The organism is Pseudomonas sp. TCU-HL1 (assembly GCF_001708505.1).
Lineage (GTDB): Bacteria > Pseudomonadota > Gammaproteobacteria > Pseudomonadales > Pseudomonadaceae > Metapseudomonas.
Genome location: NZ_CP015992.1, coordinates 4,569,441 through 4,587,050, shown reverse-complemented (window position 1 = coordinate 4,587,050; position 17,610 = coordinate 4,569,441). Strand labels below are relative to the sequence as shown.

Annotated in this window: 14 protein-coding genes, 1 tRNA gene and 1 pseudogene; 6 read left to right on the top strand and 10 right to left on the bottom strand. The window is 58.0% G+C overall.

Annotated elements, in window-relative coordinates:
* Positions 1-81 precede the first annotated feature (81 nt).
* The 4 genes from THL1_RS21100 to THL1_RS21085 all read left to right on the top strand — a co-directional run bounded on the left by THL1_RS21100 (position 82) and on the right by THL1_RS21085 (position 2,841).
* Complete coding sequence (locus THL1_RS21100) at positions 82-1,134, top strand: Glu/Leu/Phe/Val dehydrogenase dimerization domain-containing protein (RefSeq protein ID WP_069085057.1); 1,053 nt, start codon at positions 82-84, stop codon at positions 1,132-1,134.
* Positions 1,135-1,242: 108 nt separating this feature from the next.
* Positions 1,243-1,319: transfer RNA gene (locus THL1_RS21095), tRNA-Arg, on the top strand.
* 474 nt (positions 1,320-1,793) lie between these two features.
* Entirely contained in the window at positions 1,794-2,204 is a 411-nt protein-coding gene (locus THL1_RS21090) for a hypothetical protein (protein ID WP_237234741.1), read from the top strand.
* Positions 2,197-2,841 carry a BRCT domain-containing protein gene (locus tag THL1_RS21085; protein WP_069085056.1) on the top strand — a complete coding sequence of 215 codons (645 nt, stop codon included), beginning with the start codon at positions 2,197-2,199 and terminating at the stop codon, positions 2,839-2,841. Before THL1_RS21090 ends, THL1_RS21085 begins: the two co-directional genes overlap by 8 nt.
* A 134-nt stretch (positions 2,842-2,975) precedes the next feature.
* Here the strand turns inward: THL1_RS21085 and THL1_RS21080 are convergent, their stop codons facing one another.
* The 3 genes from THL1_RS21080 to THL1_RS21070 all read right to left on the bottom strand — a co-directional run bounded on the left by THL1_RS21080 (position 2,976) and on the right by THL1_RS21070 (position 6,978).
* Positions 2,976-3,176, bottom strand: a complete 201-nt coding sequence (locus THL1_RS21080; RefSeq protein WP_069085055.1) for a helix-turn-helix domain-containing protein — start codon at positions 3,174-3,176, stop codon at positions 2,976-2,978.
* A 93-nt stretch (positions 3,177-3,269) separates the two neighbouring features.
* Positions 3,270-6,071 carry a hypothetical protein gene (locus tag THL1_RS21075; RefSeq protein WP_069085054.1) on the bottom strand — a complete coding sequence of 934 codons (2,802 nt, stop codon included), beginning with the start codon at positions 6,069-6,071 and terminating at the stop codon, positions 3,270-3,272.
* A gap of 427 nt (positions 6,072-6,498) precedes the next feature.
* A complete protein-coding gene (locus THL1_RS21070; protein ID WP_069085053.1) occupies positions 6,499-6,978 on the bottom strand; it encodes a hypothetical protein in 480 nt (159 codons plus the stop codon).
* Between the two features lie 1,084 nt (positions 6,979-8,062).
* On the opposite strand from THL1_RS21070, the gene THL1_RS21065 reads away from it, so the two are divergent.
* Entirely contained in the window at positions 8,063-8,650 is a 588-nt protein-coding gene (locus THL1_RS21065) for a recombinase family protein (RefSeq protein WP_069085052.1), read from the top strand.
* Positions 8,647-8,838, top strand: a complete 192-nt coding sequence (locus tag THL1_RS21060; RefSeq protein ID WP_069085051.1) for a hypothetical protein — start codon at positions 8,647-8,649, stop codon at positions 8,836-8,838. Before THL1_RS21065 ends, THL1_RS21060 begins: the two co-directional genes overlap by 4 nt.
* 1,646 nt (positions 8,839-10,484) lie before the next feature.
* Here THL1_RS21060 and THL1_RS30835 read toward each other — a convergent pair.
* From THL1_RS30835 to THL1_RS21020, 7 genes and pseudogenes are all read right to left on the bottom strand, one after another.
* Positions 10,485-10,782 (bottom strand): annotated as a pseudogene (locus THL1_RS30835) (IS5/IS1182 family transposase); the annotation flags it as partial.
* 68 nt (positions 10,783-10,850) lie between these two features.
* Entirely contained in the window at positions 10,851-11,207 is a 357-nt protein-coding gene (locus THL1_RS21050) for a histone-like nucleoid-structuring protein, MvaT/MvaU family (protein ID WP_069085049.1), read from the bottom strand.
* A gap of 434 nt (positions 11,208-11,641) precedes the next feature.
* Positions 11,642-14,059 (bottom strand): bifunctional diguanylate cyclase/phosphodiesterase, encoded by a 2,418-nt coding sequence (locus tag THL1_RS21040; RefSeq protein WP_069085047.1) that lies wholly within the window; start codon positions 14,057-14,059, stop codon positions 11,642-11,644.
* Between the two features lie 285 nt (positions 14,060-14,344).
* Positions 14,345-15,115 (bottom strand): tyrosine-protein phosphatase, encoded by a 771-nt coding sequence (locus THL1_RS21035; protein WP_069085046.1) that lies wholly within the window; start codon positions 15,113-15,115, stop codon positions 14,345-14,347.
* A 96-nt stretch (positions 15,116-15,211) separates the two neighbouring features.
* Entirely contained in the window at positions 15,212-15,697 is a 486-nt protein-coding gene (locus tag THL1_RS21030) for a MaoC family dehydratase (RefSeq protein ID WP_069085045.1), read from the bottom strand.
* A 220-nt stretch (positions 15,698-15,917) separates the two neighbouring features.
* Positions 15,918-16,682 (bottom strand): SDR family NAD(P)-dependent oxidoreductase, encoded by a 765-nt coding sequence (locus THL1_RS21025; protein ID WP_069085044.1) that lies wholly within the window; start codon positions 16,680-16,682, stop codon positions 15,918-15,920.
* Between the two features lie 129 nt (positions 16,683-16,811).
* Positions 16,812-17,585: a hypothetical protein gene (locus THL1_RS21020; protein WP_145928362.1), complete on the bottom strand. Its 774-nt coding sequence runs from the start codon at positions 17,583-17,585 to the stop codon at positions 16,812-16,814.
* Positions 17,586-17,610 lie beyond the last annotated feature (25 nt).

The following is a 17,610-nucleotide window of genomic DNA, read 5'->3' as shown; positions in this document are numbered from 1 at the left end:
CTCTCCCGCTTGCGGGAGAGGGGCCGGGGGAGAGGGCCCCCTTCGACTTGAAACATGCCAACACCGATTCGAGGTACATCCATGTCCGTCTTCAACCATGTCGAGTTCGATCATCACGAGCAGGTGGTCTTCGGCCACGACAAGGCCACCGGCCTCAAGGCCATCATCGCCATTCACAACAGCAATCTCGGTCCGGCCCTGGGTGGCTGCCGCATGTGGCCCTACCAGAACGACGAACAGGCCCTGCGCGACGTGCTGCGCCTGTCCCGCGGCATGACCTACAAATCCGCCCTGGCCAACCTGCCACTTGGTGGCGGCAAGGCGGTGATCATCGGCGACCCGCACCGCGACAAGAGCGAGGCGCTGTTCCAGGCCATGGGCGACTTCGTCGACAGCCTGGGCGGCCGCTACATCACCGCCGCTGATTCCGGTACCGGCGTCACCGAAATGCGCATCATGGCCGAGCGCAGCCGGCACGTGGCCGGGGCCGGCACCCGCGAAGCCCTGGGTGGTGGCGTGCGCGACGGCAACCCTTCGCCGTCGACGGCCTACGGCACCTTCGTCGGCATCCGCGTGGCGGTTAAGCATCGCCTCGGCCGCGACGACCTGTCCGGCCTGCGCGTGGCCATCCAGGGTGTTGGCCAGGTGGGCCTCAGCCTGGCCCAGTACCTGAAAGAGGCCGGCGCGCAACTCTGGGTCTGCGACATCCACGAAGCCAATGCCCGCCGCGCCGCCGAGCAACTGGGCGCCCAGGTGGTGGGGCAGAACGAAATCTACGGCCTCGACGTGGATGTCTTCGCGCCTTGTGCCATGGGCGGCATCGTCAACCTGCAGACCCTGGAAGCCCTGCGCGCCCCCATCATCGCCGGGGCCGCCAACAACCAGCTGGCCGACACCGGCCTGGCCGAGGAGCTGCGCCGTCGAGGCACCCTCTACGCGCCGGACTACGCCATCAATGCCGGTGGCATCATCGACGTCTGGTACGAGCGCAGCAACGGCACCGAAGCGGCGCTGCGTCAGCACGTCGAAGGTATCGGCGAGACCCTGCGGGAGATTTTCGTCCGCGCCGACAGCGAAGGCCGTACCACCACCGCCGTGGCCGACCGCCTCGCCGAAGAGCGCTTCGGTCGCTGAGGCAAATGCCTCGCGGGACACCTGTCCCGCGAGGCATGACAAAATGCGCGGACGTCGCTAACATGCCGCCCGTCCTCAGGACCTCGCCGGCTCCGGCGGGCCCGCTACGTCCCAGTAGCTCAATTGGATAGAGCATCCCCCTCCTAAGGGGAAGGTTGGTGGTTCGAACCCACTCTGGGACGCCATATATTCAGGGGCCTCCAGCTACTCGCAGTCAGTTAAGCCTTTTCCCATGGGTGCATGGTGGGTGCAAAAGGAACTGCTGCATCACTGCACTAGCCAGGCTGCCCTGCTTGGGATTCTCGGCACTAAATACTGCTTCGCGCGAACGGTTACGACCCAGATGACTGCTTCGGCAAGCCCGCTTAACGACAGGTGTTTGCCCAGCGTCTACTATTCGAAACCGTAGTCGTTGAACAATTTGCGTGTCACTGGGTGGCCCGAATGCCCATGTCTACCTTTAGCACCACTTATGCCGATCTGAGTCGAACGGATGCCCACCTTGCATTTCCGTTCACCCATCGCCTTCTGATGTTCTGGGAATCACTTCTGTAGCGGAGCTCAAGATTTTGACCGACGCGTTTAGTCTGGTGCAGTTGTAGTTCACTGGCTTCGCGTGATGGCAGAATGCCCTAAATGCATGGACAGCGGAGTTCACCATGGTAGGCACCTCCCTCATTCGTCATCTCTTCTCGGAACCTGACCGTCCAAAGCAAGGCTGGGCAGATACCTGGCAAGGGCCCGACCGTGGCCTGATCAAGTGCTGGGAAACAGGCCGCGCTCTAGCCACCCAGAATCCTGACTTGGCCGCGCGCTGCAAAGCTGGAGAACTGCCGCCCCTACATTGGAAGGGTGGTGTTGCGCGTCAACTGAAGAAGAAGGAAAAGTTCGGCGCGCTCTCCTATCTGGCCCAATGGCAGGGCTTGTGTGGCCAAGATCTGGAAATCGACCTAGAAGCTGAAGTCACCCTTACATGCTCTGCTACCGGCATGGTCGTGACGTTCACGCCCGACGTTGCAAAGCTGGCCGAGCAACAGAACAGCGCAGACGAAGGAGAGAACAATGGTTGATCTGCATGGGGAGTTCCAGAACAGCCGCTTCTTCCATCAAGCCCGCATCGACAGACGCTCCGCCGATGCCTTGGTCGGTCTTGCCGCTGGCATCACCGCGGACGGACGGATTAACCAGCAAGAGGCCGAGTTTCTGGAGAACTGGATCGCCAGCAATCTTGCACAGCTTGATGACCCAGTAATCAACCTTCTCTACCGCCGCCTTTCCGACATGCTCGCTGACGGCGTGCTTGATGCAGAGGAAGCAGCCGAACTGCTGACCACCCTGCGCAATTTCGCCGGCTTGAGCACTTCCGTGCCTCGCGCCAGCGACAATGCCTACGCCCCGCCCACTGATCTACCACTCTGCAGGCCGGCTCCGGAACTTCAGTGGAACGGTCGTCTGTTCGTGTTTACCGGCGTCATGGCCTACGGTCCACGTAAGAACTGCGAATCGCTGGTCATTGATCGCGGCGGCCAGATTGGCGCGGGCGTTAGCAAGAAGATCCACTACCTGGTGGTCGGCGCCATCGGCAATGAGCAATGGCTGCACAGCACCTACGGCACCAAGATCAAGAAAGCCGTTGAGCTTCGTGAAGCCGGAGTGCCACTTGCGATCGTGAGCGAGGAACACTGGCAGAAGGCGGTGTTTGGCTGATGCCTTTGCAGGACTCTGCGTTTCAGGAAGGGCGTAAAGGCGGGGACAAAGAGGGCTACCCTTCACCAAAGGGGTATTGGTGAAGGGCGGAGTAAGGGGGCATCCCATCAGTATGTCTGGGGCCAGCCGGGCATTTACCGGGCGTTTTCTTTTGCGAGGCGGTTCAGCCAAGCCTCCAATTCCTTGACGAGGATGAGACGGCGCTTTCCAGATTTGAACGAAATCAGTTCCCCCTTGGCAATGGCTTCATAGGTCGCGGAGCGGGTGTGGCCGGAGTAACGAGTGCTTTCTTCGACACTCACGGCGATAGGGGTGATGGGGTTGGCATTATTCATTATTTTTCTCCTTACACACCTACGATGAACTGGTAATTGTTTACTAGGGACTGGTCTTGGTTGGAGTGGGCTATTACGGGGCTAGTTGGCGATTCATACAGCACTCCCGCAGCCCAGCAGGCTGATGTTCACCCCATTTTCCTTCAGCATCTTCAGCGACAGGAAGAGCATTTCCCGCCCGTCGGCCATACCGGCATACGGCTCGCACTTCTCAAAGTAGGGTTCCTCCTGGATCAGTTTCAGGAATTGCTTGCCGCTGTCGATCACCGGCGCGCTGCGCTCTTCCTGCGCGCAGTAGCGGGTGTAGGCAGCGTGGGCCAGGACCGGGTCGAGGATCAGGTGCTGCTCAGTGATCGTGTACTGCAGGCCTTCGTGCAGATAAACCTGGCCGTTCTTCGCCTCGTCGGCGGCGCGGGAGATCGCCACAAGCACCGCGATCTTCTCCATCACGAGGTCGATCTCGCTCTGCACGTAGGCGGTGCCGGCACCGCTAGAGCGCTCAATGACCTTGATGATCGGTTCGAGGACGGCGAGGGTCTCCAGCAATTGCTGCTGCACGCAGACTTCGCGCAGTTTCCACAGCCCCACCAAGACGACCTGCAGCGAGTAGCGCGGACGGTCATCCATGCCCTCCGGGAGCAACTTGGACGCCTCGTTCATCAAGTTCTCTACCTCGGCAAGGGAGGTAGTCAGCGCGCTGGCCATGAGCGTCTTACCCAGGCGCCGCAGGTGTTCGCGGTTCTTCTTGGCCTGCTCGAAATATGGACGGCGTTGGCCACGTTTGGCCTTGGTCAGATGGACGCAAATGCTGCGCTCCTGAATCGCCGGCATCTCGATCTCCTGCTCCGAGATCACGATCACCGGGGCGGTGGCTGGAATGGCGATGGCCTCGGCGCCGAACCGGCTCATGGAGCGCGCGTTGGGGCGACCCTTGAGGGTGGCTTCGGCGTTCCAGGCCGCCTTGATCAGCTCGCCGATGTCCTTGAAGCTGGACCGGGTCATCTTCGACTTGTTGTATTCCTCGACGATCCTCGGCACGGTCGTGGTGCTGGCGAGGTAGTCGAGCATGCCGTATTGCGAGGTCGACGGGGCGTTGACGCCAGTGTGCAGCTGCATGTAGTCCGTTCCGTTCAGCCAGGTGATCAGGCCTGCGGTCATCGACTTGCCCGAGCCGGCACTGCCCCACAGCGAGAGGATCGGGAACTGGCTGAACAGGCGCATCAGATGCGCCTTGAAGTGCACTGCCACACACCAGCCGACCATCAGCCCGATCTCGTGCTGCTGATTGATCTGGAGCAGGTGGCAGAGTGCATTGTCCACCTCCTGGTCACCCTTCTCGGCCATGGTGCAGTGCGCGAAGTACGGCCGCGCCTGCAGGGTGCCGAGGTATTGGTGGGTGCCGCGCACCTTGACGCTGTTCACGCTCATGTCCGGCTCGACATAGGTGAACACGGGGATGTCGCCAACGAAATCGAGGTGAACCCCGGCGGTGTAGACCTGGTAAATCTCGCCCATGACCTGATCCTCTTGGAAAAGCGCGCCTTTGATACGCTGCACGTCTACGTCGTTGCCCCAAAACATCAGGTTTTTCATACCCTCGAATTCGCGGACGAAGGCCGAGCGGCTGATGAACGAGGATTCCTTAATCACCGCCTGGCCCAGCTCCACGCCGCCCTTGATCACCTTCACGCGGGTGGCCACGCGGCGCTCGGCGGTGCCGTCCTCGGGTGTCTCCATGAACATGTCGACGGCTTCCAGGGTGTAGTTGCAGAGCTGACGCCGGCCTTCACCGGCCTTCACGTAGTACCCGTCGGCCAGCGCCTCTGCGCACTGGGCGGTGTCGCCGTCCTCGGCGCTGGCCCCCTCGGAGATCGGGCAGCCGTCGCACGGGCGCTTGCTGAGCAGGGCGCGGATGGGGTTGCAGCCAAAGCTGAAGCTGGGGGTGTGCTCGATGTAGCGCACCTGGGCTTCGATGTGGTCGCGGCGCGCCTTGGCCGTGCTGTACGTGCTCGACTTACCGTTGCTCGCCAAGCGCGAGGCCAGGCTGTCGGCCACGGTCTGCGGCACCTCGGCGCGCACCAGGTAGGTGGCGAGCTGGGTGGCCTGTTGGTTGAAGCTGGCGTCGCCCTTAATGTCCTTGTTGTCGCAGAGCATCTGGATGCAGGCCGGCACCGGCTCGCGGATCTTCTCCATGTCCGACGAGCTGGCGATGATCACGATCTTGCGTTTGGTGTTGACGCGCTTCTTGGCCTCTTCAAACATGGCCTGTAGCTCATGCGCCACCAGCCCCTGCGGGTCGTCGAACTCCACGTTGCGCGGGCCTTTCACCCACTCGCGGTAGGTCGCCTCGTCCAGGGTCTCCAGCTCGTCGGCGGTCACCGGCACGCGGTAGTTGCCATCGGCGCGCTGCAGGTTGGCGATGCGGAAGCAGTTGCCCCGGCCGCCGCTGTACACCGCGTAGTCGAGGCCGATGACGAACAATTCGCGGGCCATCTCCTTGTAGATTTCCGGCAGGCGCAGCATGAACCGGCTGCCGGTGAACAGGCTTTCCGGGACCAGCACATGCAGGCCCTTGGAGCCCGACAGGTAGACCTGGATCATGGACTTCGGCACACCCATCTTGGTCAGCTTGCCGACCAGTTCCCGGCCGCTGCGGATGGCCTGCGACAGGTCTTCCTTGCAGTCGATGTCGAAGTACAGCGGCCCCCGGTAGCCCAGCTTGTCACGGTTACGCGGCACCTCAGGGTCGTCGCCGTCGGCGACCATTTGGTTCAGCGCCAGGATGGTCAGTTTCTTTGCCCCTGCGGCCTTGGCCAGTGCCACCGGGTCCTGGTCGCTGTTGCTGTGCAGAGGCGTCCACGCATCATGCTCGGAGCGCTGGTAATAGTGGTACATATTATATCCTTCTCGATTTGTTAACTATGTCGGCGTGTGTGGATAATTTCAGTTAGATGCAGTGGCTTGACCAGGTTGGTTTCCGCCGCTTGCATATAGCGGAGCAATTTATGAGTCGGCCGAATGCGAGCTATGCAACTAGCCAGCGGAATGGGTGAGATAATTTTTTGGGCGCAAAGATATGGCATGCGGAGCATGTATGCCTGAGGTTCTTTGGCGGTATTTTGGGGTTGGTAAAGAATTATTGTTATTTATAAGACGCGCAGAAGCTCCTGTGGGTTAAGTTCGTAGTGGGGTGAGGTGGGGTAATGGTCCCCGGTGGGTTGATGCGAGTCTTTAACTTCTCTCTGTGGACGATTTCTTACAATTAGGCCTTAGGGCTGACTGTTAGTAATCGTTTTTCCATAACTGTGGGTCGCTTCGAGACTCACTGGTTTTCAGGCTGAGAATTGTTGTTCGAGGTGCCCCGTTCCGCGGCTTCCTTCGCGATAGCTTCAGCCTGAGTAGTGAACTCTTGAACAGTCCGCATTTTTTGGTCGCTGATGCGTTGCAAGACCAACGGACGTTTGTTCAAGGGATAACGCTGGCCATGTTCGTCGAACGTTGGGCGGAACAAACGGTAGTCGCACTCCTTGACCCCGCGATTCTCGATAGTTTTGCGCAGATTGCTGGGCGAGGGGCGATTTGGCAGGTCTACCACCAGCAGATTGCCCAGCGCCGTGTCGTTGTAGATTAAGGCCAAGGCGTCGTAGAGGAGGGTGGACTTGCGGAACTGCTGGCCACGGCCACGGCCCCTCGCCTCGTTCGTCATGCGGTCATAGCTAGGAGTTCCGGTTTCGATGACCTTGCAGGTGATTTCGTTGGGGGACCAGGTCATTTTTGCAGCGGCTTCTTCCTTGACGCCCATTTAGGTTTCTCCATTGGTTATGCGTTCTCGTGTCTACGTCCTATCCCTACCTTTAAGTATGCAGAGACCTTGAAATCCTGCTTGAAAAAAATTGCGAGGCCCCGTGGTTACTGGGCTGCAGAGTGGATGGCGTTGTGCCATGTGGGCGTGCTCGGTACTGGGTACAGCGTTGCGCGCGGCTGCTTTTGGCCATGCTCACCAGCCTGGACGATGGATATGAAAAGTCTTCTTATTAACATTTGTTTTCGCGACATTGTTGCGAGAATCATCAGCGGATAGGGTTGTCGCGCATCGACAGATCAGCACGGTACTTGGAGCCTTCTGCGGCTCCTCTCTGCCGTAGGTAAAACCAAGGCGGGGACGATGTCCGCCCGTCAACTTGTCTTGCCGCACTTTTCCATTCTCACTAAGAAGTTAGGAGAACGCCCCAATGACCCTGAATCGGGTGAAAAAAGGATTGATATGGTTCTAATAGGAAGGTCTAACTATCGCGCTTCCTTGTTTGCCAGTTGATGCGGTCGGGGCTGGGAGATAAGTCTGCATCGCGTAAGAAAGACTCGAATCTGTGATGGGGAACTATTTTTGGATTTTATTAAGTGTAGTGATTATTAGTTTGGTGGTTGCTGGGGGCTAGTTATAGAGATTTCCAAGGTTCCTGGGTTTTGAAGGGATTTGTACTGAGTACCTATGGTTTTTTTTGATGGGGGTAAGTGGTGAGGAGGACTGTTGTAGTCCGTCTGGGAGTTTTTATTTATAAAAAGTGTGGGTGGGGTGCCTGATTGGTCGAATTTGTTTGGGGTGGTAAGGGATGTTTCTGTGGCGATTGATATCGCAAAACTGTCTAGGTAATTGTTATGGGTTGTATGGCGTGTTGCTGAGGGTGTGTATATAAGTAACGTGTCTGCAGTGCAATTTAGGTAATTATTTGGTGATGGTTTTCTAATCTATTCTCCTGGGCGGTTTCTCAATGGGCCTGGCTCATGTGAATGCAGGAAAGTCCCGGCCTAAACTTCCCATATAAGTAGGTTTTGCTTTTTGAGAGGTGGGCTATCACAGCATCTAAAGCGTATATGGGAGAAGAACGATGGATATTGGTTATGCCCGCACCTCAACCATTGAGCAAGAGGCTGGCTTTGAGGCCCAACTGCGTGAACTGGAGCTGTGCGGTTGTGAAAAGATATTCAAGGAGCAGGTGTCATCCGTTGCTCATCGTGCTCAGTTAGATGCGGCGATTGAGTTTTCCCGCGAGGGGGACACCTTCGTTGTCACCAAGCTTGACCGGTTGGCCCGTTCGATCGGGGACTTGCTCCAGATACTGCGCCGACTGGAACTGAAGTTGGTTGAGGTGCGGATCCTCAATCTGGGCCTGGATACCAGCACACCCACCGGCAAGCTGATTTTGACCGTATTGGGCGGTGTGGCCGAGTGGGAGCGAACCATGATGCTCGAGCGGCAGCGCGAGGGGATTGCCAAAGCGAAGAAGGCCGGCAAGTACAAGGGGCGCAAGCCCATCCACGAGGACAAGCGGGCCGCCATACTGCGCCTGGCGTGCGAAGGTGTGTCCAAAGCCAGGATCGCCGAGCAGGTAGGTGTTGGCCAAGCCACCGTTTACCGTGCGCTGGCAGCCAATCGGGAGGTCGGCACAAGCGCTTACCCAGGGGGCAATGCATGACGGCGGAGGAGCAACTGCGCAGGCTTCAAGGGATCAAGAGGGCAAAAGCAGCAGGTAAGTACAAAAGCCGCACCATTGATGCCTGCCTGCATGCTCGTATCAAGCTGCGCAAGGACGTGGGTACATCGATCCGGAATGCAGCCAGTCGGGAGGTCGGCATCAGCGCTTACCCAGGGGGCAATGTATGACGGCGGAGGAGCAACTGCGCAGGTTTCAAGGGATCAAGAGGGCAAAGGCAGCCGGTAAGTACAAAAACTGCGCCATTGATGCCAGCCTGCATGCTCGGATTAAGCTGTGCATGGCGTGGGTACAACGATCCGGAATGGAGCCACTGTTTGCTCCTGCGCCAAGTCCACGGTGCAGAGGGTACAGGCACTTCTTATCCTTGAGCGTGAACTATGAACGCGACAAAACCCGCGCCGAAAACTAGGCCTGACTCGTCCCGATTTTCCCCGCCCGGTAGCCAAGCTCCTTCAAAAGCACAGCCCGAGAACCAGGCGGCGGGGCTATAGCCTCACGCTCCGCCCTGTTAGGGGATTCTGCTTGGGGATTCATGGAATTGCCCTTCCTGTGTCAGCCGGCAACGGTTGGCGAGCCATCCTGCGGTTCGGCAGGGTGACGGAATCCCCAACGCGCAGCGTGCTTAGCACGGCTTAGGAAGCGAACCTTCAAGTAGCTGAACTGGCGTTTGCTCAGCGTAACGGTGCGACGCAATCTGCCTGATCACTCATGTCCCGCTCGCTGGATGCGGTTATCACCCCCTGTAACACGCGTTGGTATTGACCACGTTCCCTCGCCGTGCAGCAGCCAGTCGAACTGCCTGACATCAGCTCCGTTGGCCATTGTGCAGACGACGCCATGCCCCTACTAGGACTCGGCATCGGCGCCAAGCTCGTACATATCGCCCTTCTGGGGCGGGTGGACTTCCCTGGGGCGCTTAACGTCCTGGTGCTTGGCCGAACTCGACGCGTGAAGTCTTGTGGAGGGGGCGGCCGTAAGGAGCCGGCAGGAAGGGGCAGGGGCTCCCGCAGGGCGGAGTATTGTCCTTCTACCTTTCCTTATTCTTTATTATATATTTTTTATTTAATAAATATTTATATTATTAGAGGAGGGTGTCTGGAAAAAAGGCAAGGTGCCTGGTGAAAAATACCTCATCGAACGACCCTCAGAAATTAAGTCGCTAAGTCATCATGCTTGACATAGGGGCTTGTTGGCTGGGTAGCCCGCTTGGGTTGGTGTTTTGGTGGTTTTGGATTTTTACAATAAAATCAATGTCTTGTAATTTGAATCTGGCTACTATGTTTTGAGGAAGAAATCGTCATTACCGCTACGCGTTCTACGGATTTGAGTGAAAATTTAAATTGCAAGAAGATACTCGTTAAAGTAGTTAAGAAATGGTGAGTACGAAAGCATAGAACTCAGAATCCCAATTTTTGGTCAGAAGGTCGCTACGTGAAGATTGTTGCTTCATTTTCCGCGCAACAGCCACCGGTGCGGTTCGGGTTGGGGGACGCAGTCGCCTGCTGTTGCGCCTGCACATCGGTCCGGTGAGCACCATCACCGCCTAGTCCAGCTGGACATCATGATGCCCGCTGCCCGGGTCAACGATCTGCGCGAGACCTGACACCTGATCAAGGTGCAGCACCTCACCCTGCAGGACGAAAGCGGCCGAGGCCATCACGACGTGGCGCTGTACTGCCTGGGACTCCCCTTTCCAATCTGGAGGGCGCTCCGAGCCAACTGGGGTTCTGGGAGTCCCGTATGTTGAACCCTCGTTAGGGGTCGATAGATGGCGCTGGAGCGCGGCCTGAGCGTGCATTCAGGGGATCTCCATGTCTATCTGGCAGCAGTCCAGGCCGATCAGGCCTTCCTGATTCAGCCGAGCCGGTAAACGCTCAGGTATTTGGTCAAACGAGCTGTTGTCACATCAGCCATTGAGCCACCGCTACATCGTCGATCAGGGGCCAAAGCGTTCCGGCAGATCGCGCCGAGCTGTCCCCGAACATGGGGGCCAGAGGATGCCGTTGAGCATCAGCCGATCATCACTGCCTGGTCGCCCCATCTTCTCTTTCGGGGAAACCCGATCCTGGATCTATTCCGAGGCCGCATCGGGGGGCATAGCGCCTTGCCATGTGGGCCTCCAGTTAATCACGGCGGCGATTCTACCTACATCGACTATTCGTACCGAACCTAAGCCGCCTCACTCGACCCAAGATTTTACTGCTGCGGCCCCATACTCGGCTTTCCAAGCGTTCAGAATCTTGTTGTTGCCACCCTTAGTCTCGACCACTTCATTGGTGTGTGGATTCTTGTAAACCTTAACAGTGCGCTCGCGCCGTTGGCCTTTTTGAGCAGGCAGTGGAGTGCGCGTGCGACCTGGATCAAGGATATTGATTACTGCCTTTAGCCCAAGGCCATATTCATTCAGAAGGGCTTTGAGTTTGGATTCAAACTCAATTTCGCGCTTGAGTTCCGTATCGTTCTTGAGGCTGTCTAGGGCTGCTAGTTGTTCTGCCAGCTGGGCTTCCAGGCGTTTAAATTCAGCCAGTTTGCTCATTGCGTTCTCCTTAGCGTGATGCAAATAAACACCACAGTTGACCGATATCGTCTGCAATTACTTTGGCGGATGCCATTGCCCTTGATCGAGTTACGAGGGTACCTCGACCCTCCAATCCATCAGTCCAAATTCTCTGCTATGTACCTGACAAGCTTGAGTGGTTCGGCGCTGTCGATGATGGAGAACATCAAATCTCGTTTGCTGCGGGGAAGACGTTTAGCACAGCGTTTGGCGGTGGCCTTGATGGCTTTATCCGAGCAGTAGATCTGAGCGGCGAGCAAGAGGGCAATTGTGGCGTCCAATAAAGTCAAATTTAAATGCCTTGTCTCATTTGGCCCACCAGTATCGGTTAACTTGTCAGCTGACTCAAACTCTGGCGGCCGGGAATACGAGCATTGCGTCGACCAACTGTTCCTCGAGACACTCCCGCGTCTTTAGTGCCCGGCAGAGCGGACCTCCCACTCTCGGAACTGCTTCGCGGAGAGCGGCCGGCTAATGCTGTAGCCTTGGGCTATGTCACAGCCAAAGGTACCCAGCCTGTCCAGGGTTTCTAAATCCTCGACACCTTCGGCTACCACTGAGAGGTCCAAGTTGTGTGCGAGCTCGATGATGGAGTGCACGATCTTGGCTGAGCCCTCGTCCTGGGTCATGCGGGAAACAAAGGATTGGTCGATCTTGAGGGTGTCCACGGGAAGCCGCTGCAGGTAGGAAAGCGATGAATAGCCGGTGCCAAAGTCGTCAATGGCGAGTTGCGCGTCGAGGCCCTTGAGCTGTGCCAGCAGCTCCATAGCGGTCTTCGGGTCTTCCATCAGGGCGCTTTCGGTCAGTTCGAATTCGATCCAGTTGGGTTGTACACCCCACGTCGTGAAGGAGCCACTGATCCGTTCAAGCAGCTTGGGATCGTGCAGGTCTTGCGCGGAGAGGTTGACCGACACGGGCCACTCTATTCCCTCTTCGTGCCAGGCATAGCACTGACTTAGGGCCGTATCCAGCACCCAGTAAGTGAGCGGGGTGATCAGCCTGCTACTTTCCGCCAACTTGATGAACTGATCAGGGGGAAGCAACCCATGCAGCGGATGCTCCCAACGTACCAATGCTTCGGATCCACATACTGTGTGGGTGGCGATCTGCAGCTTGGGTTGGTAGTACAGCCGCATTTCATTGCCCGGGATTGCCCGGCGCAAGTCGCCCATCAGTGCGACCCGCTGAGCACATTCCTGATCCAGTCCTCCTTTGAACACGGCAAACTCGGAGTGGGTGCGTTTGGCTTGCTCGAGAGCTACGCTGGCTCGGCGGATCAGCGCCTCGGCATCGGTCCCATGTCCGGGATATAGAGCAATCCCGATATTTGCCCGCGCATCCAGAAAAAGCCCAGCCAGCTCGATCGGCTCATGGAAGGCCAGCAATATCTTCTGCGCCAACTGGGATGCCTGTTCGGCGCCGCCGCTGGGCATCAGCACGGAAAATTCACACTCCCCGACGCGGGCGACCGTGTTCGCTGACCCCACTGTCTGCTCCAGCCGGCGGGCAATGGCCTGTTGCGCCCTGTCTGCCTCGTGGTATCCAAGAGATTCATTGAGATCGCGGCTGCGGCCGACTTCCAACTGCAGCAGGCCAAGTGCGCGTAGCTCTGTTCTTGCTGAAGCTATCGCTTCATCCAGCAATTCGCACAGTCGGATTCGGTTTGGCAGCCCCGTCAGGGCGTCGGAGTAGGCCATGCGCTTGATCGTCGCTTCCGCTATTGCGGCCCGGTTGCGGGTGCGTAGGGTGGCGATTCCAAACCCCAGGTCGTTGGCAGTGGCGAGAAGCAGAGCGACTTCCTTGGCATCAAATGCCTCAGCTTGGGCGGCCATGAGAGCCAGCACGCCGACGAGATCACCTTCAACGAACAGCGGCACCAAATTTGCGGCGGCATAGCCACGCTTACCAGCCTCCTCGCGAAGGGGCGCTTCGGGGTCATTCAAGATGTCGCGCATAACCACCGGTTGCCCAGTCTGGAGCGATGCGTCGATCTTCTGAATGAAGGCCACACCTTCGGCACTGGACTCCCAAGAAACGCCGAGCGCGAGGAAACCCTCTTCAAACCCCTCATAGGCCACAGGGGTATAGGTAAGGGGCTCCTGATCCTGTCGATAGCCAACCCAAGCAAGGCGGTAGCCGCAATCTACTACCAGTACCCGGCAGACTTCTTGAAGCAGGACCATTTCATCCGTGGCATGGATTAGCGCATGGTTGACGGCCACCCGTGTCGATAGAACGCGGTTGAGTCCCTGGATCTCCAGCTCTGCCTGTCTGTGCTTGGCCTTGGTTCTTAGGGCTTGGATGCCGAATGCCATGTCGTCCAGGGCCTCGCCAAGCAGTTCTATTTCCTTTTCACCAAAGGCATCGGGCTCCGACGAACCGATGCCAATAGCGCCAAAAATGCCGCCGTCGACCCGCAGTGGGAGCGACAGGGTCGACGTAATTCCGAGACTGGACCAGTCCTCATGCCATTCCGCCGAGCCCTGGGCGCGCGGCTCTTGGCGTGCGACGCTCGGCTTGCCAGTGCGGATTGCGATGTCCGTCGGGCTTCCGGCGCCCCCGATGGAGGCCCACGCCATGTTGAGCGAGTTGAAACGAGTTTCGTCAATCTCCGAATGTGCAATGGGGGAGATCGTCTTGGCCGAGTCGTGCTCCATGCGGTAGATCCACGCGAGGTCGTAACCCGCGTCATTGACCACCACCCGGCAAACCTCCTGGAGTAGCGCATGTTCATCTGTCGCGTGTAACAGCGCCCGATTGCATCCACTAAGTGTCCGGATTGCCCGATAGAGGTGCTCCAGATACTCGGGAGGTGCACATTGCGCATGCATAGCTAGACCTCACAGCATTTAGCGCTGTTCTGAGTATAGAAGTGGAGACCATACCGAATGGCCGGACTGCCTAGCGGTTTGGGCGGGCCATCGAGATTGGCGAATAGGAAGGACAATCCAGTTCAGGGCCGCCTAGACAAAATCAAGCTACCAACCGGCATACCGCCAAGTGCGCGAGTACCTGGTGTCTTTGGCATTTCTGTGCAAAGCGAGAGCAATGCTTGATAAAGCATCTGAACCGTGTGCCAAACAGATTCTGTAGCAGAACCAAGCAGTCTCGATCTATCAGCCCAGCAGCAGTTCGCCAAGTCGTTGCCTGGTTTGACAGTTCAAACGTGCCGATCCGAGATAGCCGTCTATGCCGTCGTAATGCTGATCGATGACGTCGAACGCAGCGTTCAGATAGCGTGGGCTTACCCCGCATAGCGTGCGTATCACCTCGATACTGGGTTCTCCCTCGCACAGCGGAGCCAGGTAGGCTCTGATTGCAGCTTCGCTTCGGGCGCCAGTCCAGCGCTCGGCAGTCAATAGGTAGTCAGTGATGATCGTATCCCTTGGAACTCCTAGGGCGCTCAATAACACCGCGGCGATGAAGCCGGTGCGATCCTTGCCGGCGGCGCAATGGAAAACCATGGGCAATTGCTTTTGGCCGAGTATGCGCTCGAACAGATCAGGCACATGGTCAGCGAACGCGGCCGGGAAAAGGCGATAGGTTTCCAGCATGGCCTGTTCGGCATGTTCGCGGCTCGGTGTGTCAGACAAGAGTTGAGTGATGACTGCATGGCCAGCTCGGAGGTCGACCGAGATATTCAGGTTCAGAGCACCTGCTGCCTGCCACTTGTTCGGGTTGAGGCGTCGCTCCCGATCGCTGCGCAGGTCACACAGCACACTAATACCGAGCCTCTGGAGCTGCTCTGCGTCTTCTGGCGTGAGATTGGAAAAGTCTTCGGATCGGTAGAGCAATCCGCGCCGCACGGTACGGCCACAGGAGGCCTTGTATCCGCCCAGATCACGAAAGTTAGGGGCACTGGCTAACAGTGGTTTGAAGCTGCTCATCCCGCCCCTCCTGGGTAGGTGATTAGTGCCCGGACGGGTTTGCCTCGTTTTCGACGAGTATCCATCCGGGCCTGGGCCATGGACTGGCCCTCCTTATCACTGGTCCGACGTGGGTTTGTGGAACAGCACCGTTTCGGTGAACTCCACCACGGTTTCGCCCCGTTGGTTTTTTGTCACGTGGCGCAAGTCGAGGATGGTGAAGCCACTGCTGCTCTTGGCCTTGATCTTGGCTTCACCCTCGACGTGCAGCGTATCTCCAGGGAATACCGCAGCATGAATTCTGGCCTGCAGACCAGTCATGCCGGCGAACGGGCCTACAGCGTGGCCCTCTAGAACTTCGTCGACGACTTTCATCAGGATTGGCGATACCAAGCCCATGGAGTAGGAGATGATCATCGGACCGGGAGCGAAGCGATTGCGGTGAGCCCCGGACATGTTCTCCTTAAGGAATTCCATGTCGATAAAGTAAGGCTCGTGAAAGGCGGTGAGGTTCACGAAGTTGACGATATCGGTTTCGCTGATAGTTCGGCGATGTGTCTTGAACGGATGAACGGGGTATTCCACCCCTGCAGTCTCGGACATTTCCTGTACTCCTCGGCTCTGTTGTAAGGCCCTGTTTGGCTATTGGTCCAACGATGCTGACGCGCGCTGTCGGTGTGCCGGGTGCCAGGCCTCAGGAGGGCGTGGGACTGACCACGGAAACGCCTAGTTATTGTGGAAATGCCAATCGGGGAGGGTATCGTCGTATCCGACGATTCTGGCGAGGGCCCGAGCGCCGTATGGACGCTCGGGAAGAGGGAGGTTAGATCTTTTCCACCTGATGCACTGTCCACCAGAGCATGCCGGGCAGCCAGCGTCGCAGCCGCCAGGACATAGCGGTCATTGGGCCGGGGAAGACCCACAGTTTCTTGCCCTTAAGGCTGCGCTCGATCTTGTCGAGCACGCATTCAGGGGTAATCGGAGGAAAGATATCGAAGATCTTCGGCCATACTGTCGACTTGGCCTGCTTCAGCAATGGCGTCGCCACAATGGGCGGGCAGACGCAGACGATGCGAACCCCGCTATTGCGTGTTTCGTGGTACAGCACTTCGGTATAGGCGGCGACGGCATGCTTAGCGGCGTTGTATGCGCCCATGTAGATGATCGGCCAGTGGCCTGCCATCGAGGCATAGCTGACGAACTCGCCACGGCCGCGCGCGATCATCTTCGGCAGTGCGGCCTTCGAAAGGTTGACCATGCCACCGAAGTTGATGGCCATGATCTTCTGGATGGTTTCCAGAGGCTGTTTCATCAACAGACCCAGGGGCATGATCGCCGCGGCATTAGTCAGGCGGGTGATCGGACCCAGTTCTCGCTCACAACGTTCCACTGCGTCTGCGACGGCGGCCGGGTCGGTGATGTCCACGACCAGCTTGAGCAGCCGAGAGGAGTCGACACCCAGCGTATCCAGGCCGTCAGCATTGATGTCCATTGCGGCGACGGACCATCCCTCTGCCAATGCGCGCTTGGCGGTGAGTTGGCCCAGCCCACTGCCTGCGCCGGTAATGAACAGAACGTTCTGAGTCATACAATGGCTCCATTTACGAGATGTTCCCGGGCAACGGGTGCCGGGTAGGTAGTGGATATTGTCTGTGGTGTGTGAGTCTTCTCTTTCGTCGCTTTCGACGAGTTGCACACTGGGCTAATCGCTCACAGCCTATGGCACGAGCTCGCCTGCCGCTGCATCCAGTTCTCGGGCAGTGCCAAGGAGGTAGCGATCGACCGCATTGGGGGCCCAGGTTTGTCCCGGTTTGACGACGTAGCCTCTGACGAAGTGATAACGACCTTGTAGTTTGGACAGCGTGTCAGTCAGCTCGGCATGTTGCTGCGGCAGGTCGGAGAAGCGCTGCCGGATCGAGTCATCCAGTGCCGCTACGGCCTGGTCGTCGAGCATCCAGGTTTGTGCCACGAGCTGGGTAAAGGACGAGAGCTGATAGGAGAGCGAGAGTCGCTCGATGTCCCAGCTGAGATTGTGCAGGGACCGCTGCGCCTGACTTGCGACGGGCTGCTCGGCATAGAGCTCGGCCAGGGCGGTGCTAATCAGATCGTGCTGTTGGATCACTTGGGGCAGCCACAGGGAGTAGGGCGGAATGTTCTCGCGTGTATCGGAGGCGGATTGCGGCAGGTTCTGCAGGCCAGTGATCTCACGCTCAAGTTGCTCGGCCTGCGCTGTCACTTTACTCAGGCCTAGTTGTGCCGACAGTTGCTTGAGTTTTTGCAGGTCTCGCCGGTAAGTCTCCGCGTTATCGTTGTCGAAAGGTCTTCCCTGTGGATTGTGGTAGACCAGCACGTTGTCGATCACCGAGTAGCTCAGGGTGCGCAGCTGCTGGATATCTTGCTGGCTGGCGGCCTGTGCCGTTGCGATGCTGCCCATGCTTAGGAGCAGTAGCCAGCGAAGGTAGAGCGTTTTCTTGTTATGAATTGTGCTCATGGATCTTTCTCGATGCAGCGGCCGG